Annotated in this window: 26 protein-coding genes; 19 read left to right on the top strand and 7 right to left on the bottom strand. The window is 32.6% G+C overall.

Annotated features, from left to right (window positions below):
- Nucleotides 1–9 precede the first annotated feature (9 nt).
- Entirely contained in the window at nt 10–543 is a 534-nt protein-coding gene (locus BUE10_RS00705; protein ID WP_073481228.1) for a DUF6155 family protein, read from the bottom strand.
- Between the two features lie 103 nt (nt 544–646).
- Here BUE10_RS00705 and BUE10_RS00700 point away from each other — a divergent pair, with 103 nt between their 5' ends.
- Both BUE10_RS00700 and BUE10_RS00695 read left to right on the top strand, forming a co-directional pair.
- Complete coding sequence (locus BUE10_RS00700; protein WP_056209352.1) at nt 647–940, top strand: DUF3817 domain-containing protein; 294 nt, start codon at nt 647–649, stop codon at nt 938–940.
- Complete coding sequence (locus BUE10_RS00695; protein ID WP_073481227.1) at nt 933–2,192, top strand: mechanosensitive ion channel family protein; 1,260 nt, start codon at nt 933–935, stop codon at nt 2,190–2,192. The genes BUE10_RS00700 and BUE10_RS00695 overlap by 8 nt, the downstream gene beginning before the upstream one ends.
- 203 nt (nt 2,193–2,395) lie before the next feature.
- On the opposite strand, the gene BUE10_RS00690 is transcribed toward BUE10_RS00695, so the two are convergent.
- Nucleotides 2,396–2,824, bottom strand: coding sequence for a hypothetical protein (locus tag BUE10_RS00690; RefSeq protein ID WP_073482967.1), 429 nt, complete (start codon nt 2,822–2,824; stop codon nt 2,396–2,398).
- 222 nt (nt 2,825–3,046) lie between these two features.
- Here BUE10_RS00690 and BUE10_RS00685 point away from each other — a divergent pair, with 222 nt between their 5' ends.
- The 4 genes from BUE10_RS00685 (at nt 3,047) to BUE10_RS00670 (ending at nt 5,676) form a co-directional block, all read left to right on the top strand.
- Complete coding sequence (locus tag BUE10_RS00685) at nt 3,047–3,454, top strand: glyoxalase (RefSeq protein ID WP_073481225.1); 408 nt, start codon at nt 3,047–3,049, stop codon at nt 3,452–3,454.
- A 7-nt stretch (nt 3,455–3,461) separates the two neighbouring features.
- The gene (locus BUE10_RS00680; RefSeq protein WP_073481223.1) at nt 3,462–3,938 is read left to right on the top strand and encodes a hypothetical protein; all 477 of its coding nucleotides are present in this window, start codon (nt 3,462–3,464) and stop codon (nt 3,936–3,938) included.
- 15 nt (nt 3,939–3,953) lie between these two features.
- The gene (locus BUE10_RS00675) at nt 3,954–4,529 is read left to right on the top strand and encodes a Crp/Fnr family transcriptional regulator (RefSeq protein ID WP_073481221.1); all 576 of its coding nucleotides are present in this window, start codon (nt 3,954–3,956) and stop codon (nt 4,527–4,529) included.
- 175 nt (nt 4,530–4,704) lie between these two features.
- Nucleotides 4,705–5,676: a quinone oxidoreductase family protein gene (locus BUE10_RS00670; protein ID WP_073481219.1), complete on the top strand. Its 972-nt coding sequence runs from the start codon at nt 4,705–4,707 to the stop codon at nt 5,674–5,676.
- A gap of 98 nt (nt 5,677–5,774) precedes the next feature.
- On the opposite strand, the gene BUE10_RS00665 is transcribed toward BUE10_RS00670, so the two are convergent.
- Nucleotides 5,775–7,751, bottom strand: coding sequence for an alpha-ketoacid dehydrogenase subunit alpha/beta (locus tag BUE10_RS00665; RefSeq protein WP_073481217.1), 1,977 nt, complete (start codon nt 7,749–7,751; stop codon nt 5,775–5,777).
- Nucleotides 7,752–8,123: 372 nt separating this feature from the next.
- Between BUE10_RS00665 and BUE10_RS00660 the strand changes: the two genes are divergently transcribed.
- The 9 genes from BUE10_RS00660 to BUE10_RS00620 all read left to right on the top strand — a co-directional run bounded on the left by BUE10_RS00660 (nt 8,124) and on the right by BUE10_RS00620 (nt 14,287).
- Nucleotides 8,124–9,074 (top strand): isopenicillin N synthase family dioxygenase, encoded by a 951-nt coding sequence (locus BUE10_RS00660; RefSeq protein ID WP_073481215.1) that lies wholly within the window; start codon nt 8,124–8,126, stop codon nt 9,072–9,074.
- A 114-nt stretch (nt 9,075–9,188) separates the two neighbouring features.
- On the top strand, nt 9,189–9,521 hold the full coding sequence (locus BUE10_RS00655) for a translation initiation factor (protein ID WP_073482965.1): 333 nt from the start codon (nt 9,189–9,191) through the stop codon (nt 9,519–9,521).
- 230 nt (nt 9,522–9,751) lie between these two features.
- Entirely contained in the window at nt 9,752–10,624 is an 873-nt protein-coding gene (locus BUE10_RS00650) for a nucleoside phosphorylase (RefSeq protein WP_073481213.1), read from the top strand.
- Nucleotides 10,624–11,064: a DinB family protein gene (locus tag BUE10_RS00645; RefSeq protein ID WP_073481211.1), complete on the top strand. Its 441-nt coding sequence runs from the start codon at nt 10,624–10,626 to the stop codon at nt 11,062–11,064. Before BUE10_RS00650 ends, BUE10_RS00645 begins: the two co-directional genes overlap by 1 nt.
- Nucleotides 11,065–11,067: 3 nt before the next feature.
- Nucleotides 11,068–11,460: a VOC family protein gene (locus tag BUE10_RS00640; RefSeq protein WP_073481209.1), complete on the top strand. Its 393-nt coding sequence runs from the start codon at nt 11,068–11,070 to the stop codon at nt 11,458–11,460.
- On the top strand, nt 11,460–11,933 hold the full coding sequence (locus BUE10_RS00635) for a DUF4265 domain-containing protein (protein WP_073481208.1): 474 nt from the start codon (nt 11,460–11,462) through the stop codon (nt 11,931–11,933). Before BUE10_RS00640 ends, BUE10_RS00635 begins: the two co-directional genes overlap by 1 nt.
- A gap of 47 nt (nt 11,934–11,980) precedes the next feature.
- Nucleotides 11,981–12,832 (top strand): substrate-binding domain-containing protein, encoded by an 852-nt coding sequence (locus BUE10_RS00630; RefSeq protein WP_073481206.1) that lies wholly within the window; start codon nt 11,981–11,983, stop codon nt 12,830–12,832.
- A gap of 17 nt (nt 12,833–12,849) precedes the next feature.
- Nucleotides 12,850–13,782, top strand: coding sequence for a transglutaminase-like domain-containing protein (locus BUE10_RS00625; RefSeq protein ID WP_073481204.1), 933 nt, complete (start codon nt 12,850–12,852; stop codon nt 13,780–13,782).
- 139 nt (nt 13,783–13,921) lie between these two features.
- On the top strand, nt 13,922–14,287 hold the full coding sequence (locus BUE10_RS00620; protein WP_073481202.1) for a hypothetical protein: 366 nt from the start codon (nt 13,922–13,924) through the stop codon (nt 14,285–14,287).
- A gap of 75 nt (nt 14,288–14,362) precedes the next feature.
- On the opposite strand, the gene BUE10_RS00615 is transcribed toward BUE10_RS00620, so the two are convergent.
- Entirely contained in the window at nt 14,363–15,067 is a 705-nt protein-coding gene (locus BUE10_RS00615) for a LytR/AlgR family response regulator transcription factor (RefSeq protein ID WP_073481200.1), read from the bottom strand.
- Between the two features lies 1 nt (nt 15,068).
- Entirely contained in the window at nt 15,069–16,157 is a 1,089-nt protein-coding gene (locus BUE10_RS00610; protein WP_083597904.1) for a sensor histidine kinase, read from the bottom strand.
- A 321-nt stretch (nt 16,158–16,478) separates the two neighbouring features.
- On the opposite strand from BUE10_RS00610, the gene BUE10_RS00605 reads away from it, so the two are divergent.
- On the top strand, nt 16,479–18,827 hold the full coding sequence (locus tag BUE10_RS00605; RefSeq protein ID WP_073481198.1) for a TonB-dependent receptor: 2,349 nt from the start codon (nt 16,479–16,481) through the stop codon (nt 18,825–18,827).
- A gap of 90 nt (nt 18,828–18,917) precedes the next feature.
- Here BUE10_RS00605 and BUE10_RS00600 read toward each other — a convergent pair whose 3' ends face one another.
- Nucleotides 18,918–19,268 carry a DUF2200 domain-containing protein gene (locus BUE10_RS00600; RefSeq protein WP_073481196.1) on the bottom strand — a complete coding sequence of 117 codons (351 nt, stop codon included), beginning with the start codon at nt 19,266–19,268 and terminating at the stop codon, nt 18,918–18,920.
- A gap of 295 nt (nt 19,269–19,563) precedes the next feature.
- Between BUE10_RS00600 and BUE10_RS00595 the strand changes: the two genes are divergently transcribed.
- The 3 genes from BUE10_RS00595 to BUE10_RS00585 are packed head-to-tail and all read left to right on the top strand — an operon-like array spanning nt 19,564 to nt 20,742.
- Complete coding sequence (locus BUE10_RS00595) at nt 19,564–19,890, top strand: ArsR/SmtB family transcription factor (RefSeq protein ID WP_056209295.1); 327 nt, start codon at nt 19,564–19,566, stop codon at nt 19,888–19,890.
- Between the two features lie 3 nt (nt 19,891–19,893).
- Nucleotides 19,894–20,361, top strand: a complete 468-nt coding sequence (locus BUE10_RS00590) for an SRPBCC domain-containing protein (protein WP_073481194.1) — start codon at nt 19,894–19,896, stop codon at nt 20,359–20,361.
- Nucleotides 20,362–20,367: 6 nt separating this feature from the next.
- Nucleotides 20,368–20,742, top strand: coding sequence for a DoxX family protein (locus BUE10_RS00585; RefSeq protein WP_073481192.1), 375 nt, complete (start codon nt 20,368–20,370; stop codon nt 20,740–20,742).
- Between the two features lie 161 nt (nt 20,743–20,903).
- Here BUE10_RS00585 and BUE10_RS00580 read toward each other — a convergent pair whose 3' ends face one another.
- On the bottom strand, nt 20,904–22,067 hold the full coding sequence (locus tag BUE10_RS00580) for an FAD-dependent oxidoreductase (protein ID WP_073481190.1): 1,164 nt from the start codon (nt 22,065–22,067) through the stop codon (nt 20,904–20,906).
- Nucleotides 22,068–22,141 lie beyond the last annotated feature (74 nt).

The following is a 22,141-nucleotide window of genomic DNA, read 5'->3' as shown; positions in this document are numbered from 1 at the left end:
GAAGTGTTTTTATAAGTCGATTTTATCCAGAATTGCTTCAAAATCATACTTATTTTTCCATTTTTGCTGCAAAATCTCTTGATGAATCATTTCAATTCTTGCTTTAAATTCAATCAGGATTCCGTTAGAAATGACAAAATTTACTGCTTGTTCAAACGAATTAAAAATGCTTTTGTAAAATAATTCCTGCTTAATGTAGTTATTTGCAGAATAAGTTTGTGCAATTTCAATATTATAAAACATCAAATCGGCAATAATAAATGGATCAACACCTAACATTATGAAATGTTTGATGATTTTTTGAGCAACCGAACGGCGCATTTTTGCCTTCGGACGCCATTTTGCATTGGGCTTTTTTATGGGAAAATATTCGTGAGAAATTTTAACCTTAGATTCCTGCAAAAGTTTGTCTTCTTTTGGGTTAAAAACAAAATCGTAATACACTTTTACAGGGGCAAATTTTTCATACAGCTCAATAAGCTGTTCTTCGAGTTGTTCTTTGCTTAGTTCTGTTAAATATTTTTTTAAATCGCGTTTGCTCATTATCAAAGTTTAAGATTACAAAAGTAAATTACTTTCCTGACACATAACTTAAAAACCAATCCTAATACTTAATTTTGCTGCTATAATCTCAAAATATATCTACATGCTTAAGATTTTTAAAGTTACCGCTATTTTAGAAGGAATTTCATATTTAGTTTTATTTGCCAATATGCTTATTATTAAAACTAATAATCCAGAACTTTACCATACTTTATTAAGACCTTTAGGAATGACACACGGTGTGTTATTTATAGGTTATATCATTTTGGCTTTTTTATTGAAAAAATCTCAAAACTGGGATTTAAAAACATTTGCTATTATACTAATTGCTTCTCTTATTCCGTTTGGAACTTTCTACATCGAGAAAAAATATTTAGAAACTAAAGCAAATGCTTAACCTTTTGGATAAAATATTCAATTTTTTATACCCTCTTTTCAGGCATTGGGGAATGAGCCGCAATTTTGCGTCTTATATCAGTCTGATCTTTAATATTGCCATTATGGTGGCTTTGGCTTATGCCATTTATTATGTCGCAAAATTTGTTTTGGTAACGCTTACGGCCATTTTTGCCCAGCGTACCAAAACAAAGTTTGACGATTATTTAATTCACAATAAAACCACAAAATACACCGCGTATTTAATTCCGTTTTTCTTTATTTATAAAGCCGTTCCAATTATTTTGGACAAATACGAATATTGGGAATCACTTTTCGGAAAAATCGTTGGTATTTATATCGTTTTGATCAGTTTATGGATCATCAGAACGATTTTTAATGCACTTCGTGATTATCTAAAGCAAAAACCGGAATACAGTGACAAGCCTATCGACAGTTTCGTTCAGGTTATTATGATTGTGCTTTGGATTTTTGGAGTTGCGATGATTATTTCGACTTTATTCGGAATCAAAAAAGGCGAATTGTTAACCATTTTAGGAACTCTTTCTGCTATTATTATCTTGATTTTCAGGGATACTATTTTAGGATTTGTTTCGAGTGTTCAGGTTGCTATAAACGATATGGTTCGTATTGGCGACTGGATTACAATGGATAAATTTGGTGCCGATGGCGATGTAATCGAAATCAATTTAACGACCGTAAAAGTTCGAAATTTTGATAATACCATTACCACGATTCCAACGTATGCTTTAAGTTCTGATTCTTTTCAAAACTGGCGCGGTATGCAGAACTCTGAAGGAAGACGTATTAAAAGACATATTTTGATTAAAAGCAGCAGTATTCGTTTTCTGAATAATGATGATCTCAATCATATGAAAGGAATTCAGCTTATTACTTCCTATATTGAAACCAGACAAGCTGAAATTGAAAAGTACAATGATCTTCGAGGAATTGATAAATCACTTGCTCTCAACGGACGTAATATGACCAATTTAGGTTTGTTTAGAAAATATATTATGCAGTATTTATTAGATCATCCCGGATTAAATAAAAACATGCATATTATGTGCCGCCAGCTGCAGTCGACTGCACACGGAGTTCCTTTAGAAATTTATGTTTTCTCAAGCGATAAGCGCTGGGCAAATTACGAATATATAATGTCTGATATTTTCGATCATATTATGGCGTCGGTTATTTATTTCGATCTTGAAATATTTGAACTTCCGTCGCAGATTGGGGTTTTGGATCGGTAGAGTTTTTGTTTCAGGTTTTGTTTGTTTCAGGTTTCAAGTTCCCAGCGTTTGTCATTTCAACGAAGGAGAAATCTTCGTTGCAAAATCTACAAAGATTGTGGAGTTACTTGCGGAAATTTCTCCTTCGTTGAAATGACAATACTTTACGCTAAAACTAAAGACAAAGTTTAAAAACCTGAAACTGAAACAAAGAAAACTTGAAACTATTTCCCAATCTCTTCAAAAACAAACTTAGGATCTTTATAATTCAAAGTTCCGTTAATAAAACACGGAAGATTCATATAAGTTCCCACTACTCCATTTCCCAGAATCAGTTTATTTTCTTTTTTAAGCAAAGCTAAAGGCACTCTTTTCCAGCTTCCGCCGTTTGATATAAAATGAAAATCACCTCTTAAAGTATTTCCGTTTATATCCCCTCTTACATCACCGGAATCCTTCCCTACTTTATAATAAGATATTTCATAACGACCAAAAAAGCGTTTATCACTTATATTTAGCGCTAAAATTGCAGTGTCTTTATTGTTTACAGCGCGATACAAAACTTCCTGATAACCATTTTTATCTTCTTTAGAATTGCAGGAAACCATGGTAACCGATATCAGCAGAAGAAAAAGAAAAGATTTTATATTCATGAGTGTGTTTTTTGAACCATATAAGTTATATAAGTTCATTTAAATTATTTGGTTAAATTAATATAAAACTTAATTTCTATGATAAATGTACAGTTAAAATTAATTTATTTTCTAAATACAAGCAATTTCAGTTAGTTAAGAATAAAACTTAAATTTTCTTATATCAGTTATATGGTGAAATTATTTTTGCGTTATTTTTTTTTCTAAATTTAAAGAAAAAACATGGCAGATAGAGACACTTTTTTAAGAGAATTAAGAGGCGAAACTTTAGGAACTGTAAGTGCTCAATCTTCTCCAGATGAGATCTTTCAAAATCAGACGATTAGACCTATTCTAAAACTTCAGAACGATTTGTTTATTGCAGTTTTTATTAATTACGTCAATAAAAACAAAGCTGATTTTTATTCATACACAGTTGAGAAGAAACTGCAGACTATAGAAAATTCCATTCAAAAAGATATTAAGTTCCGTAATTCTCTAAAAGGAATTGTAATGGCGCTTTTTACTATTGAAGAATACGAAACCTATATTAAAAATTCATCGAGTTTAAACAAACGAATGATGAATTTGTTGATTGATAGATTGAAAAGTCAGGTGCAGTTGTTTGAAGTGGAATCGGATTCGAAATGATTCTTAAATGGAAATAGAAATTGTAGAAGATAAGAATCAAAATTTATTTGTTTATAAAGATGACAAATTGTTGTTTTATTCTACAATAAAATTTAACTGGCTTCGAAAGAATTTAATCAAAATTTTTGATTCTAATGATGATCTTATTTTAGAACTTCAAAGTTATGAACCTGCTTTCAGTTCTGCGAAGTATGAAATTTTATTTCAAAATAAAGAAAAAACCAAAGATATAAGTGAAATTAATAAAATCTATATATCTAACCAAAATGCAATTTTAAGGATAACTCCAGAGAATATTTTTTCTTTCAATACTGATTTTTCTTATTTTTTAGATGGAATTAAAGTGGCTGATATAAAACATAAATTTTGGAGTTCCTCACAAAAAATCTCTGTGTTGATTGATAACGAAAATATTGAGTTACTTGATCAAATAATAATTCATATTTTGTCTATTCGTACAGGATATAATTCTAATGTAGCTTAATAATTTATTAAAAAAATGTTCGACCAATTCCGAGATAAATTTCCTTTAACCGATGAGAAATGGATTGAATACATAAGTTATTTCAATCGTATTGAAGTTCCTGCCAAAACAGTTTTGATTGAAGAAGGCGAAGTTTCTAAAAAGCTTTTTATAATCGAAAAAGGCTGTATAAGAGTTTGGTTTAATAATAACGGAAAAGATTTGACTTCGCAGTTTTTTTTCGAAAATCAAAGTGTTGCTTCTATAGAAAGTTTCATTAAAAAATTCCCAAGTCCGGTTGTGGTGGAAACAATCGAACCTTCTGTTTTATGGTGGATTTCTAAAAATGATGTCGATACAATTTTGGAAGAAATAAAGGAAATTCCAGAACTTCGGGATCGGTTAATCAATATGCTTTTTCAAAGAACATTTGATTATATGAAACACTTTTTTTCTTTCATAAAAGACTCCCCTACTCAGCGTTATCTCAGTTTAATTGAAGAAAAACCTCAAATTGTACAGCGAGTTCCACAGCATTACATTGCTTCTTATCTTGGTGTAAGCACGGTTCATTTAAGCCGAATAAAAAGTAAACTGGTTCACAAAAAATAATTAAAATTTCACCATATAAGTTAATTTAAGACTAGCTTATAATTTCTTATATAACTTATATGGTTAAAAAAAAAACTTGATAATTGTTTCTTATTTCATTTGATAACAAATGTTATTGTCTGCCCATAAACGGCATTATAATTTTGCTTCATAAAATTTAATATTTATAAAAATTATGAAAGCAGCAGTAGTTTATAAAAAAGGCGAATTGCCAAAATATGCAGAATTCCAAGAGCCAATCGCATCAAATGAAAATGAGGTTTTAATTTCGGTTAAAGCCGTGGCGATTACCAATCTGGACAAAGGAATTGCAAGCGGAGAACATTATTCTTCGGAAAATGAAAATCAAAACGGATTTGTAATTGGCAGTGACGCCATTGGTTTGCTCGAAAACGGAACCAGAGTTTATGCTCGCGGAATTTCCGGAACAATAGCCGAAAAAGCTTTAGTCGAAAAAAACAGAATGGTTGCATTACCACATGGAATTGAAGATGCAACAGCCGCAGCAATGCCAAATGCAGTTGCAGGTTCGGCAATGGCGCTTCGTTTTAGAGCCGGAATAAAACCGGGAGAAACGGTTTTAATTAATGGCGCAACGGGTTTTACAGGTCAAATGGCCATTCAGATTGCGAAACATTACGGAGCGAAGAAAATAATTGTTACCGGAAGAAATGAGAAAACGCTCCAAAGTCTTTTAGAATTAGGTGCTGACGAAATTGTTTCTTTAAAACAGAATGATGAAAACTTTGTTTCGCAGCTTAAAGAAATTCATCAAAATACACCAATTGATATTGTTTTGGATTATTTGTGGGGACATTCGGCAGAATTGATTCTTTCGGTTTTAAAAGGAAACGGAAATTTTACTCCTAAAACGAGATATGTTTCTGTTGGTTCAATGTCTGGTGATACGATTCAATTATCTGCACAAATTTTACGAAGCGTTGATTTACAATTGTCTGGTTCAGGTTTAGGAAGCTGGACTAGAGATGAAGTGAAATTATTATTCTCAGAAATTCTTCCTGAAATGTTTCTTTTGGCTTCTCAAAACAAACTAAAAGTAAATATCGAGAAAGTGAATTTAGTCGATATCGAGAAAATGTGGGACGCAGAAGTTTCTGATGGCAAAAGATTGGTTGTTCTTATTTAAAGTTGCTAAGGTTCTAAGATACTAAGATTCTAAGTTTTTTTAAAACTCAGAAACAATCTCAGCATCTTAGAACCTTAATATCTTAGCAACTTAGAATCTTAGTATTTCAGTAACTCGAATAAAACCTCCTCAAAACGATTTTTAGCTAAAAACTGATCTTCAAGCGCTTTTGTAAACGGAATTGGCGAATCTAAACTTGCCACTCTTTTTACCGGACCGTCTAAATATTCGAAACATTCTTCCATAATTAAAGCCGAAAGATCACTTGCGATTCCACCAAACATAGTATCTTCCTGATATATAATTACTTTTCCGGTCTTTTTAACAGAAGCAAAAATAGTTTCGGTATCAAGCGGCTGTAAAGTTCTTAAATCAATTAAATCAGCTTGGATTTTAGGATTATTGGCTAACGTTTCTAAAGCCCAGTGAACCGGAGCTCCAAAAGCAATAATAGTTACGGCATTTCCTTCTTTTAATAAAGCGGCTTTACCAAACGGAATAGTATAATAATCAGTTGGAACGTCTTGATAAACACTTCTGTATAATTGTTTGTGCTCAAAAAACAAAACCGGATTTGGATCGTTAATGGCAGTATTCAATAAACCTTTTGCATCATAAGGAAACGCAGGATAAACGACTTTTAAACCTGGAGTTTTAGTAAACCAAGCTTCATTTGTCTGTGAATGAAACGGCCCGGCTTGTGTTCCTCCGCCGCAAGGCATTCTAACCACAACATCGGCTTTTTCGCCCCAGCGATAATGTGATTTTGCTAATAAATTGACAATTGGGTTAAAACCTGTCGAAACAAAATCAGCAAACTGCATTTCGACAATGGCTTTATAATTATTGATAGATAATCCCATTGCGGCCGAAACTACGGCACTTTCACAAATTGGTGTATTGCGTACTCGATCTTTCCCAAAAGCATCAACAAATCCATCTGTAATTTTAAAAGCACCACCATATTCAGCAATGTCCTGACCCATAATAACTAAGTTTTTATTACGCCACATAGATTGTTCTAAACTATTTCGGATAGCATCTATAAAACGAATATTTTTTACTTCTTCGCCATGAGTATATTCTTCATATTCAAAGTCTTTATAAACATCATCTAATTCTCCGCTGTAAGTTGGCTCTATTTCAGGTTCGGCGTTTGCAATTGCCCAGTTTTCATCAATTTCCTGTTTTATTTCAGAGCGTAATTGTTCATCAAGTCCTTCAGTAAGAACTCCAGTTTCTATCAGATATTTTTTATAATTGGTAACAGGATCTTTAGCTTCCCATTCGTCCATTAATTCCTGCGGAACGTATTTTGTACCACTCGCCTCTTCATGCCCGCGCATCCTGAATGTTTTAAATTCTAATAAAACCGGGTGCGGATTTTCGATCATTTCCTTTTTTAACTGCGATAATTTGTTGTAGACTTCAACAATATTATTTCCGTCAATAATCCAGCTTTCAATACCGTAACCAATTCCTTTATCGGCAAGGTTTTCACATAAATATTGTTCGTTTGTTGGTGTAGAAAGTCCGTAGCCGTTGTTTTCAATAACAAACATAACCGGAAGCTTCCAAACTGCCGCAATGTTCAATGCTTCATGAAAATCACCTTCGCTGGTTGCACCTTCTCCGGTAAAAACAGCGGTAATTTTTTTATTATCCTGAAGTTTATTAGCTAGCGCAATTCCGTCAGCAATACCTAATTGCGGACCCAAATGCGAAATCATTCCTATAATATTGTATTCCTGAGTTCCAAAGTGAAAACTTCTGTCACGGCCTTTTGTAAAACCGTTTGCTTTTCCCTGCCATTGCGAAAAAAGTCGGTGCAAAGGAATGTTTCTTGTAGTAAACACACCAAGATTTCGGTGCATTGGCAATACGTATTCAGATTCGTCTAAAACAGACGTAACCCCTACTGCAATAGCTTCCTGGCCAATTCCTGAAAACCATTTTGAAACTTTTCCCTGTCGGATCAAAATGAGCATTTTTTCTTCGATCAAGCGCGGTTTCAGGATTTTTTTATATAAATCTAGTAATTTTTCGTCAGTCAGGTTTTCTCTGTAAAAGATCATTTTTGTAGTAAGTTTAGTTTTTCAAATATAAAAAAATATAACAATTTTATCGGTAATTGTTAAATAATTTAAAAACGTGTATTCGTTAATTCTATAAAAATAGAAAATAATTTGCAGTTTTCTATTTAAAAAAATCGAACACAAATATAATCGGATTTTTTTGTCAGACAAGTATTTTTTATCTTATTTTAGCTACAAAATAATAAGTGTATTAATTTCAACGCTTTTGAAATTATTATTCAGAATTTGTATTAAAAATTGGATATAAAATTAAATTTTATGGTAATTTATAAAATTCAAATATAAAATATTCTCTACCTTTGTTATTGAAAGGCTTAATGCGCCTTTTTTTCTTAAATAAAAATGTAAAGTATGCAAAACATTCCTAGTGTAGACTTACGTGATTTCCTTTCGGACGACCCGAAACGTAAACAAAAATTTGTAAATGAAATCGGCAGTGCATTTGAAAACATTGGCTTCGTTGCCTTAAAAGGTCATTTCTTAGATGACAAATTGGTAGACGAACTTTATGGTGAAATTAGAAAATTTTTCGCCTTGCCAGTAGAAACTAAGCATAATTATGAAATTCCCGGAATTGGCGGACAAAGAGGTTATGTATCTTTTGGAAAAGAACATGCTAAAGGCCGTAAAGAGGGAGATTTGAAGGAATTCTGGCATTTTGGACAGTATGTTAACCAAGATTCTAAATGGGCTTCAGAATATCCTGAAAATGTAGAAGTTAAAGAGTTACCTCGCTTTAATGAGGTTGGAAAAGATGCTTACCAAATGCTTGAAAAAACGGGTATTTATGTTTTAAGAGCTTTGGCTTTACACCTTGGACTTGATGAGTTTTATTTTGATAATTATGCAAAAGAAGGAAACTCTATTTTAAGACCAATTCATTATCCACCAATTACTTCTGAGCCAGAAAATGCAATTCGTGCAGCTGCTCACGGTGATATTAATTTAATCACTTTATTAATGGGAGCGCAAGGTAAAGGGCTTCAGGTTCAAAACCATGATGGCGAATGGATTGATGCTATTGCAGCAGATGACGAATTAGTTATTAATGTGGGCGATATGTTGTCCAGACATACTAATAATAAACTTAAATCTACAATTCACCAGGTTGTAAATCCGCCTAGAGAATTATGGGGAACTTCTCGTTATTCAGTTCCGTTTTTTATGCATCCGGTAAGCGATATGCGTTTGGATTGTTTAGATAAATGTATTGATGCAGAGAATCCTAAGAAATATGAAGATATTTCAGCGGGCGAGTTTTTACACGAACGTTTGGTAGAATTAGGTTTAATAAAAAAATAAAAACTTAAATAAATTCCAATATTAAAATTCCAAATTCCAAACTTACATTGGAATTTGGAATTTAATTTTTAAAAGACTTAATATTTGGAATTTATTTTTTATAATAAAAAATTTATGGATTTAAAAGATCAGTTAAAAAACTTATTTCCAGATCACGAAGAATCAAATGAACCTGAACAAATTCAGGAACAGGATCATGTTTTGTATGTACAAAAAGAACCTATGATCTGTAAATTTGAAAAACGCAAAGGAAAACCAACGACTATAATTGAAGGTTACGAAGGAAGCGATGAAGATTTTAAAGTATTAGCCAAAGAAATCAAAACAAAATTGAGTGTTGGCGGTACTTTTAAAGATGATTCGATCATCATTCAGGGCGATTACCGCGACAAAATTATGGCAATTTTAAAAGAAAAAGGATTTAAAACGAAGCGTGTCGGGGGATAAAAATTCCAAAATTTAAATTCCAAATTCCAATTTTTTATTTTAACGCAAAGCTCGCTAAGAATATTTACTTTGAGGTTTTTATAAAAATGCAAAGCTCGCAAAGCTTTGTGTAAATTTGAGTAATTGGAATTTGGAATTTAAATTTTGGAATTTTATAGATGCACAGCTGTGCGCCTCTACAGAAAAACCTTTGTCCCTTTGTACCTCAGAACCTTAGTACCTTAAAAAAAATGATAAAAGAATCAGAATTAATACTTAACCCGGACGGTAGTGTGTACCACTTAAACCTTCGTCCTGAACATATTGCCAACGATATTATTTTTGTTGGAGACCAGAATAGAGTTGAAAAAATCACTCAGTTTTTTGATTCGATTGAATATTCGGCACAAAAAAGAGAATTTAAAACCCAAACCGGAATTTACAAAGGAAAAAGAATCTCTGTAATGTCAACCGGTATTGGGCCTGATAATATTGATATTGTTTTAAACGAATTAGATGCTTTAGTAAACATCGATTTAAAAACACGTCAGCCAAAAGAAAAACTAACTTCTTTAAATATTGTTAGAATTGGAACTTCGGGATCGCTGCAGGCAGATATTCCTGTAGACAGTTTTGTAATGTCAAAATTCGGATTGGGTCTGGATAACATGCTTCGCTCCTATTTAATTGACGAAGTTTCGAATACAGCTATTGAAGATGCTTTTATTCATCACACCAACTGGGATATTAGAAAAGGAAGACCTTATGCAATTCCGTGTTCAGAGAAACTGGAAAAAATTATCGAATCGGATAAAATTTTTAAAGGAATAACAGCTACAGCCGGAGGATTTTACGGTCCGCAGGGTCGTGTTTTGAGGCTGAATATTCAGGATGAAGAATTAAACAATAAAATGGATAATTTTGATTTTAATGACAATCGCATTACTAATTTAGAGATGGAAACAGCAGCAATTTATGGGCTTTCTTCCCTTTTAGGACATAATGCATTATCTTTAAATGCAATTATTGCCAATCGTGCTTCGGGAACTTTTAGTGAAGATCCTTATAAAGCTGTTGATGAATTGATTACCTATACATTGAATAAACTTTCAAGCAGTAAATAATGCAGACAGCTATTCTTAAATTTGAAAGATTACTGAACGAAAATGTGAATCATTTTTCAGCATTAAATAAGGAAGCGTTAGAAGCTAAAGTATCGGGAAAATGGTCTAAAAAAGAAATTTTAGGACATTTGACAGATTCGGCAATTCACAATTTGGTACGTTTTACAGAAATTAATTATGCCGCAAAACCTTATCAGCACCGACCATATAATCAAATAGATTTAGTAAATTTAAATCAGTATCAAACCATGGATTCTGATGAGCTTTTGCAATTATGGCTGGTATTAAACAAACAAATTGTAAGGATCATGAAATCTGTTGATGAGAAGGCTTTAGATTATAAAATTGTTTTGAGTGATGAATCTGTGATTGATCTGAGGTTTCTTATGACTGATTATGTAGAACATTTAGAACATCATATCAATCAGATAAAATTTTAGATTATGTTTTTAAGAGTAGCCAGACATACGGATAATTTACAAAAAATTGAAGATTTTTATGTCAACGTTCTCGGTTTTGAACAATTGGGAGGTTTTGAAAGACATAATAATTACGACGGAATTTTTATTGGAAAATCAGGTTTAGACTGGCATTTTGAATTTACACAATCTAAGGTAAAAGCCAATCATTCTTTTGATGAAGATGATGTAATTGTGCTTTATCCCAAAACAATTTCAGATTATAACGAATTAATAAATAAGCTTATACACCATAATATTGCAACGATAACTGCAGCTAATCCGTTTTGGAACGAAAACGGAAAAATGATCCAGGACCCAGATGGTTATCGTATTGTAATATCATCCTTAAAAGCCATAATAAACGAAATAGAATAATGCAGGAAACACATAAAAAAATATTATTTAAATATTACAGCGATTATTTAGAAGAAACAGTTTCAGAAACGATGTGGGCCGAAATTGTAGATTTAGAAAAAGGACTTTTTAAATTAGATAATATTCCATTTTTCGGGCCGTTGATTGCAACTGATGATTTATTTTATGCCGAATTTGATGAAGATGAAGACCGCCTGGTTTATAAAGAAACTATTGAAAATTCAGGAAATTCAATTGTTCAGGTGATCATTTTAGAGAAAGGGTTTGACAAGGAAATTATTAGAGAAAAACTAAAGGCAATAAATTGTTTATCAGAAGGATTAAATGATAGTTTTCTTTCTGTAGAAGTGGTTCGGGATGTTGATTATTCGATTGTGAGAAGCGTTTTAAACGAATATGAATCTCAGGAAATCATTCAATATGGAGAACCTTGCCTATCTGACAAACACAGGGCTGATTTAATAAAAAACTAAACTTACAAACTTAAGAATACGCATACCAAACTTAAACTTAAACTATAATGAAAACTGTAAAAATTGTAGGTGTTCCTGAACACTTCAATCTGCCATGGCATTTATGCATTGAAAATGGCGAATTTGAAGCAGAAAATATCGATTTACAATGGAAAAACGTTCCTGAAGGTACCGGAAAAATGTGTCAGATGCTGCGCGAAGGCGAGGCTGATATGGCCGTTATTTTGACAGAAGGTATTGTAAAAGATATTACGGCAGGAAACCCAAGTAAAATTGTTCAGATCTATGTGCAGTCACCTTTAATTTGGGGAATTCACGTTGCAGCAAAATCAGGTTTCGAAACTGTAAAAGATTTAGAAAATACAAAAGCTGCGATTTCAAGAATTGGTTCTGGTTCACAATTAATGGTTTATGTAAATGCAAACGAACAAGGCTGGAACAGCGATAAACTGCAATTTGAAATTATAAATACTATTGATGGTGCTGTAGAAGCGCTGACAAATGGAACTGCAGATTATTTTATGTGGGAACGTTTTATGACAAAACCGCTGGTTGATCAGGGAATTTTCAGGCGTGTTGGCGACTGTCCTACCCCATGGCCTTCGTTTGTGATAACGGTTCGCGATGAGTTCTTGAAAAAGAATCCAAAAGTGGTTGAAAAAGTATTGGAAGTTATCAATAAAACGACGCATGATTTTGCGCAGATTCCTGATATTGACAAGACTTTAGCCGAGTTATTTAATCAAAAAGTCGAAGACATTCAGGAATGGCTGAAACTAACACAATGGTCACAAAAACATTTAAGTGAAAAAGCATTTATCAAAATTCAAAATCAATTATTTGATCTGGGAATTATTGATAAAAAAAGTACTTTTGTTGAAACGGTGAAAGCGCTGTAAAACTGCTTTTGATTCTTATGATAAATTTTCCTAAAATTGACCTTCCACAGTTAAAATCCAAATTACAGGTGAAATCGCCTTGGGATAGGATTATTATTTCTGTGTTGAGTCTTTTTATTACAATCCCGATATTTATCATTCTGCATCAAAACCTAATCGATCTGGAATGGGCTTTCAATCTGGATCGAGTTATTATATTCATTTTTGTTTTTGCTGTCGTTTTCTTTTTGTTAATGTACCTGCGGACCATAATTATTTTATGTGTTGCGGTTTATTTATTGATTTTATTTTACGGATCAGTAATTGGGAATTATGGTTTCAGCGAGATTTCTGAGGATTATAATTCGATGATTTATACCATGTCAGACAATCCATATCCGCAGGATATAATTGTGGCAAAACTGCTTCCGTTTCCTAATAAATCAAAAATTATAAGCGCCATTGAATATCAAAATCCGAAAGTTCGAAATTTTGCTATTATGGCCACTACAAAGCATTTTAAAGGAATTAAAGGTTACTCTGATTACAGAACCATTATTCAGTGTTTTGCTGTTTTTAAAGAAATAAACGGCCGCTGGAATTATGTCAATGACCCAAAAGAAGGTGATTATATTGCTACTGCCAGCGAATCATTAGAATATTTTTCTGGAGACTGCGACGATCATTCTATTTTAATGGCGGCAGCAATTCGTTCTATTGGCGGAACTCCAAGGCTTATCCATACAAAAGGCCATATTTATCCCGAAATATTAATAGGCTCTATGATTGATCTGGAAAAGGTCAATTATTTAATTAAAAATGTACTTTTTCAAAGAGAAAGTTATGGTAAAAATCTGCATTACCATATTGATGAACGCGGTCAGGTCTGGATGAATCTGGATTATACAGCAACTTATCCCGGAGGCCCGTTTATGTATGAGGAAATTCTGGGAGCATTGACTTTGAATTGATTCTTAAAAGTTCTCAAAACCTCATGTTTTATGTAAAATATTAGAAATCAGTTAACTTAAATTCACTTTCTGTGACTATAATGTTAGAAATATTATTTTTTTTCGTACCTTTTCATTTCTAATCTTTAATCACAAAATCATGAAAAAATCTAAATTATTTATCTTCGCACTTGCATTGGCTGCAGTATTAATGATTTCATGTTCTAAGAGAAATACATTGGTAAACTCTTGGAAAATAACAGCGGTAGAACCGAAAACCCCTATTTCGGATTCTTTAAAAACTGTAATTTTAACGGATGGAACTTTAACATTTACAAAAGATGGGCATGTAACCGGATTTCTGACAAGAGAAATAACAAACGGTACCTATGCATTGACAAAAGGGGGGAAAAGTTTAGTAATTAAAGATGAAGTTGGAACCCCATATCCTTGTGTAAGTACTATTACTAGTGATGAATTAATCCTGGACAGTAAAGAAATGAAAATTACACTCAAAAAAATATAAGCTTTGCTATCCTGATATAACCATTAAAGCATAAAAAAAACTCCTTAAGTGAATCATTTAAGGAGTTTTTTATTGCTATGAATTCTTTAAAATTTTAAAAACATACTCTTTATAACTGGCTCCAATAGGAATTTCAATAGTTCTAATTTCGACATCGTAAGGCGTAAATGCCGTGATATTTTTGAGGTTAATAATAAAAGAGCGATGAATTCTTAAAAAGTTTTTATCCTGTAATTCTAATTCAATATCACTGATTTTATATTTAGCATTTAATTTTACACCATCTTTTTGATGTACAATAATATAATCCTTGACACTTTCGATATACAGAATCGTGTCGACGTTTATTTTATTGAATTTTGGTCCGTTTTTAATGTAAATATAATCTTCCTGCGAAGGCGTAATTATCTTGCTGTTTACAGGTCCGCTTATTCTTAAATAACGATCTGCAGCTTTAAAAAAACGATCGAAAGTAACCGGTTTTAAAAGATAATCTACAATATCAAGTTCGTAACTTTCTAAAGCATATTCGCGATAAGCGGTAGTAAAAATAACGGCTGGCGGGTTTTTTAATGTTTTTAAAAAATCAATTCCCGTAATCTGCGGCATTTTAATATCTAGAAACATCAAATCTACAGCAGTTGTACGTAATACATCGGCGGCTTTTAAAGCGTTTGGGCAAGTACCTACCACTTCAAAATAATCTAATTTACTGATATGATTCTGCAATAAGCTGATTGCTAAAGGCTCGTCGTCGACTAATAAACACTTTATTTTCATTTTAAGCTAAATTATATTCGGTTGCTAAATTAATTTGCAGATAAGCCGTAAAGTCCTTTTCTGTTTTAATAACATCAAAAGTATAATGTTCTGGATAAATTTTATCAAGCTGCTGTATAATATTATTTAATCCAATTTTTTCATTTCCAGATTCGCTGTCAATTTTATTTATCGAGTTTACAATCTTAAACTCAAAATGATCGTTTTGCAGTTTTAAATCAATTTGAATGTTTGGAGAACTTCCTGTGTCCTCTCCTGCTCCATGTTTAAAAGCATTTTCGACCAACGAAAGCAAAATCAAAGGCGCAATAGATTTATTATGATCTATAGAATGATTAAATACCACGCTTAAATGTTCGTCATATCTCAGTTTTTCGAGCGTAATATAATTTTCAAGCAAGGAAATTTCCTGAGAAATAGGAACATAAGTCGCACTGCATCGGTATAAAATACAATCTAAAATCTCAGATAAAACAGCAATTGATTTTGAAGTTATTGGTGAATTTACAATCGAAAGCGAATAAATATTATTAAGCGTATTAAACAAAAAATGCGGGTTTAATTGTGCTTTCAGAATTTTTAATTCGGTTTCTGCCTTTTGTTTTTCGAGCAGCAAAGATCTTTTCTGAATGACATACTGATCTTTTATCAATTTTATAAAAATAAAAAATATTGATAAGGAAAGAATATGTAAAAAATAAACCCCAAACAAAGTGGGTAAATCTGTCAGGATTTCGATTATTGGTTCCTGATTAAAAGGCGGTTTTCGCACATAAAGCTCTAAACCATAAATCATTGTTGTTCTGGCAATAACTGAAATCACATAACTTCCCAGAACAAATTCTGCCCAAACCCAATTATGCTTTTGTGTAATCATTAAGCGGGGTAAAATTCTATAGGATAAAAAATAAGCCCCAATGATAGAAAACAACTCATAATACAGCGTGTAGGCTATATCAACCTTTAATTCCTCCGGATCAGAAGAAGTGTTTTTACTAAAGAACATAATAAAAATGAATACCCAAAAAATGATATGGGTACTAATTCTGTGTTCTTTAGAGAAATTTATAATTTTTTCGAATGGTGTCATGTTTTTTTAAGTTGCTGAGCTGCTAAGGTTCTAAGATTTTTTCTAAAGCTCTATTATTCTGTTCTAAAAAGCTTAGAATCTTAGTATCTCAGAACCTTAGCAACTTTAAGTATTATTTCAAAGTTAGCATTTATTTAGAAAGACAAAATAGTTGTCGATGAACATGTAAAAAAAAGATACGAACATATAAAAATTGGCTATAAACACGATTTATGGTTTCTATTTGATTGTTTATGGGCAATTATTGCCCTTATATCATGCGTGAAAATTTTGAGTGAAATTAAAATAGAGTTTTGCTTAAAATTCTAAACCAATCAAAAAATGAAACAGTTCGCATTATTAATCGTATTACTATTCAGCTTCACATCTGGAGCACAAACATCACAATTTACTATCAAAGGAAAAATAGTAGATTCTAAAACCAAACAAGCATTACCTTATGTAACGCTTTTATTATCATCTTCAGAAAATAAAAAAGAAGCCGTTACAGATACTGATGGAAATTACATTTTAAAAAGCAATTCCGGAAATTATCAACTGAAAGCTGCGTATATGTCATATAAACCTTTTACGGTAGAAAATATTCAATTGAATAAAGATATTGTCATGAAAGACATTCTTTTAGAAGAAAGTATAAATCAATTAGACGAAGTAAATGTTATTGCCGAAAAATCAGCGGTAGAAATGAAAATTGATAAAAAAGTCTTTAATGTTGGTAAAGATATTTTATCCAGCGGAGGATCTGCAAATGATATTTTAAACAATGTACCTTCGGTAAATGTTGATATTGCAGGAGTTGTAAGCCTTAGAGGAAATAGCAGTGTTACGGTATTGATAAACGGAAAACCTTCTATGCTGACGGCAAATAATGGTTTATCGCAGATATCAGCAGCTAATATTGAAAAAGTAGAAGTTATTACCAATCCTTCTTCGGCATATGAAGCGCAGGGCGGTGCGGGAATCATTAATATTATTATGAAAAAGAACAGCATGAAAGGCTTTAATGGTTCGCTTCAGGCCGGAATTGGAAATCCTGCAAGACATAACTTAAATGCAAATGTGAGTTATAAAACAGAAAAAGTGAATCTTTTTGGAAATTTAGGTTACCGTTATTTAGACATTTATGGTTACAACAAACAGTTTCAAACGAATACTGATAACGGTACAACGACTATTTTAAATCAGTATGATGATATGAAAAGAAGCATTGGTGTATATAATATGTACGTTGGCGGGGATTATTATATCAATGCAAAAAACACGCTGACAGGAAGTTATTACCGCAGTAAGAACAACAATAACAACAAAATACATTACCATTACAATTATGCTGATGCAAATAATGTTACGGACAGTATTATTTTGAGATCTGAAAAGTATAAAGAACCTCAAATTTACAATGCATTAGAATTAAATTATGTAAAAACGTTTGACAGAAAGGATAAAAAATGGACCACAAGTTTGCAATACGATTTTTGGAACGACGATGAAAACCAATACATTACACAGCAAAAAACATTTCCTTTTAATGCTTCGGTTTCTAATTTATATTCAAGAGATATTGAAAGCAGTAATGATATTTTTATAAAATCAGATTTTGTAGATCCAATTTCTGAAAACTCTAAAATTGAAATGGGAATTAGAAGCGATCTGCGTGCGTTAAGAAGTGATTATCACACCATTTTAGACAATGTATTACAGGAACAATTTACCAACAAATTGAAATATGATGAAAATTTATATAGTGCTTATTTTCAGTTTTCAAGCAAATATAAAAAGTTTAATTACCAGTTGGGTCTGCGTTCTGAATTGTCTGATATAAAAATTGCGGATACAAAAAACACTTTTAACAATGCTAAAAACTACATTAACCTCTTCCCTACGCTGCATTTTGTTTACAATTTAACCGAAAAAACAGATTTGCAGTTGAGCTACAGTAAACGTATCAACAGACCAAGGTTCTGGCAGCTAAATCCGTTTTCGGGAGTTTCAGATTTAAGAAATTTGACCGTAGGAAATCCTGATTTAAACCCAATGTTTACCAATTCTTTTGAGTTCACATTATTAACAAAACCGGGAAAATTCAGCATTAATCCGTCTGTTTATTACAAGCATACAACCAATTATTTTGAATATATAGTAAAACGTACCGATGAAAATTATTTTGTAAGCACGCCTGTAAACCTTGATACAGAGGATCGTTACGGCGCAGAAGTTTCAACAACGTATAATCCAACAAAATGGCTTAGACTGGCTTTAGATTTTAATTATTACAAATTTAAACAGCAGGGAACTTTTGAAAATGTAAATTATAATGCCGAAGATCAAACCTGGCTTTCCAACTTTAGATCTGTAGTGAAGTTTCCTAAAATTATTTCGGGAGAATTTAGTTTTAGATACCGAGGAAAAAACCAAGGTGTTCAATCGCTTACAGAGGCTCAGTATAGCGCTAATTTAGGCTTAAGCAAAGATTTTCTTGGAGATAAAATGTCGGTAACTTTAAACATAAACAATTTATTCAATTCGCAGATTACGACTGAAAAAATTACAACTCAATATTATTATTTAGAATCTGAAGCCAGATCGCAAGGACGATACATCAATCTTAATGTTATTTATCGCTTTAACAGAAGCAAAAATGAAGCTGACAGGCTGCCTGACGGAATGTAAAAGAAAATAAATTCCAATTTTTGAAATAACAAATTCCAAATGTTGCTTTAAATAAAAAGCCGTTTTAATTTACTCAAACGGCTTTTGCTTTTATTCTCTTAGGATTTTTTCCATTTTTCTTCCTTTCGCCAATTCATCTACTAATTTATCCATGCAGCGAATCTTTTGCATTAGCGGATCTTCGATGTCTTCAATTCGGTAACCGCAGATTACGCCTGTAATTTTAGATGCATTTGGGTTCAGGTTTGGCGCTTCTGCAAAAAAAGTCTGCAAATCTGCTTTCTTTTCGATTTGATCTCTAAATTGTTTATCATTATAACCCGTAAGCCAAAGTATAACCGTATCTACTTCTTCTACCGTGCGTCCTTTCTTCTCTACTTTCTCCTTGTATAATCGATAAATACTCGCAAATGAATATTGAAATACTCTGCTGTTATCCATGTTTACTTCTTTTTTTCTGAATTTAAAATTATAAAAATTTTGAATTCAGTTTAATTAAAAATGGTAAAATGATTACGCACCGTTTCAACGGATTAAAATCCGTTGCTGCAATATGAACTGAACCGTTCCTTCGGAACTTATATCGTTTGAATAAAGAGCCATCGGCTCGATTTATATTGTAAGGCTGGATTTTAATCCAGTTTAACGCATGGTTAAATAAAAAAAATCAAAAAAATCAAAAAAAATATTGCGCAGTCAAATGACTTCATTATATTTGCAGTCAAATAACTGCATAATGGAAATACGTAGAGATGTTTTTCAGGCAATTGCCGATCCAACGCGAAGAGCAATTTTAAATTTGGTGGCCATACAAGCGATGACGCCGGGAACTATAGCGGAAAATTTTGATTCGTCAAGACAGACTATTTCGAAACATATTAAAATATTAACGGAATGTGAACTGCTTGACCAAAAACAAAACGGACGCGAGATTTATTATTATATAAATCCGAAAAAAATAAAAGAAGTTGCTGATTTTATTGAACCTTTTCGCCAAATGTGGGACGATCGTTTTAATAAGTTAGAAAGTATAATGAAAAACTATAAACCCAAAAAAGATTAATTTATGGAACGCAAAACAAAAATTAATGCCGAAAATGGCCAGCAGGAAATTGTAATTACAAGAGAATTTGATCTTCCGGTTGATTTACTTTTTAGAGCTTATGCAGAACCTGAAATTGTAGAACAATGGATGGGAACAAAAGTGGTAAAATTAGAAAATAAACAGCATGGCGGCTGGCAGTTTGAAACCAAAGATCCCAGCGGAAATGTTGTATTTAGTGCCAATGGTGTGATTCATGATTTTGTTCCAAATGAAAGAATCACCAGAACTTTTGAAATGGACAATGCCAATTTTGCGCCTCAATTGGAATTTTTGGAGTTTGAAGAACTTACAGGTGAAACAAGCAGACTTACCATACAGATTATCTACAAATCTGTAGAACACAGAGATCAACAATTGAAATTGCCTTTTGCACAAGGTATGAATTTCGCACACAATCGCTTACAGGAAATAGTAAACAAACTTAAATAAATCGTTATGAGCAAAAGAAACAAAATTATTTATTGGATTGCCACAATTTGGCTGGCATTAGGAATGACTTCAACCGGAATTGTACAAATTATAAAAATAAAAGAAGAAGCCGACATGATGGCACATTTAGGCTATCCGCTTTACTTTTTGGTTATTCTTGGCGTTTGGAAAATATTAGGTGTTATCGCTATTTTAATTCCGAAGTTTCCTTTATTAAAAGAATGGGCTTATGCAGGATTCTTTTTTGCCATGAGCGGCGCTATTATCTCTCATTTTGCTGTAGGAGATTCTGGTATAGCGTATTTCGGACCAACATTATTATTGGTTTTAACAATTACATCATGGTATTTTAGACCGCTTGACAGAAAAGCTGTTGTTTAAGTGTTCAGTATTCAGTTTTTAGTATTCAGTCGCAGTTTGCAATCGTAGTTTATGGATTGTCAGGCTGAGCGAAGTCGAAGCCCTCGTCTTGTATAAAGCCCTTCGACTTCGCTCAGCCTGACAGCTGTTTTCAAAACTGAAAAACTGCGACTGAAAACTACCTAGTAAACTTGATTAAAAAAATCCAGCAAAAGCTGCAGATTATTTTCATCGTGCATGGATTCTGTTTGCTGTAGTGTGATTTCGGTAATTTCAGAAGCACGGGCGCACATTCTTTTTTCAAAGAAACCAACCGCATCTTCCATATTCACAAACAAATTAGAAGTTAATACTTTATACAATTCTAAAGCATCTGCCAAAGCCTGATTAGCCCCTTCCCCTGCATACGGCGGCATTCGATGTGCGGCATCGCCAATCATAGTAAGATTTGATAAAGGTTTCCATTGCTGATCTAAAGGAAAATGATACATCGGACGTGGAATTATTGAAATTTCATTGGTTTCGAAAATTTCCTGCCATTCCTTTTTCCATGTTGCAAATTCCTTTTTAAACCATTCTGCCACAGCATTTTTATCTTTAAAATCAATTCCGGAATTTGTTATCCAGTCTTCTGTAGTTTTTATTCCAATTAAAATAGAAAGCGTACCATCGGCTTTTGTACTGCACAAAAATGTTTTTCCTTGTTCTAATGCAAAAAGTTTTCCGTCGTTTACAAGTTTCCAAAGATTTGGCGTGTTTTTTTCTGCCTCATAAATATTAATTTCAACCGCCGTAACGCCCGAAAATATAGGCTGAATATCTGTAATATATTTTCTCACACGTGAATTTGCTCCATCAGAAGCAATTACAAAATCGGCATAAGTGGTTGTTCCGTTTTCAAAATAAATTTCCCAGCCAGTTCCTGAAGGTTTCATTTGGGTAAATTTAGAATTCCAAACTACATTTTCTTCTTTAAGAGAAGCAATCAATAAATCTCGCAAAGGCCCGCGGTCAATTTCCGGGCGAAAATGTTCATTTCCGAAATCTTCTTCCGGTTTTTTGCCATGATCATCAAGCACCACATTCCTATTTTTATCAGCAATTCGCATTTTATCTGCTCCCGGACGATAGTATTTTTTGAATTCTTCCATCAATCCGGCTTCCTGCATCGCTTTTAAACCTGTATCTTCATGTAAATCAAGCGTCGAGCCTTGCTGGCGAACATTTCGGTTTTCGTCTCTTTCATGCACTTTTACGTTCACGCCTTTTTCCTGTAATAATCGGGCAAGCATTAATCCGCCTGGCCCGCCGCCAATAATGGCAACCTTTTTATTATCTAGTAACATAATTATATCGTTTTTACTTTGTTTAAATTTTCATTACAAAATTATCTGTATCTTTATAGATAAAATATCCACTT

The sequence above is a fragment of the Flavobacterium sp. CF108 genome (assembly GCF_900129795.1).
Classification (GTDB): Bacteria; Bacteroidota; Bacteroidia; order Flavobacteriales; family Flavobacteriaceae; genus Flavobacterium.
Note: the sequence above shows the minus strand (reverse complement) of the source record. Positions and strands in the feature narration are given on the sequence as shown.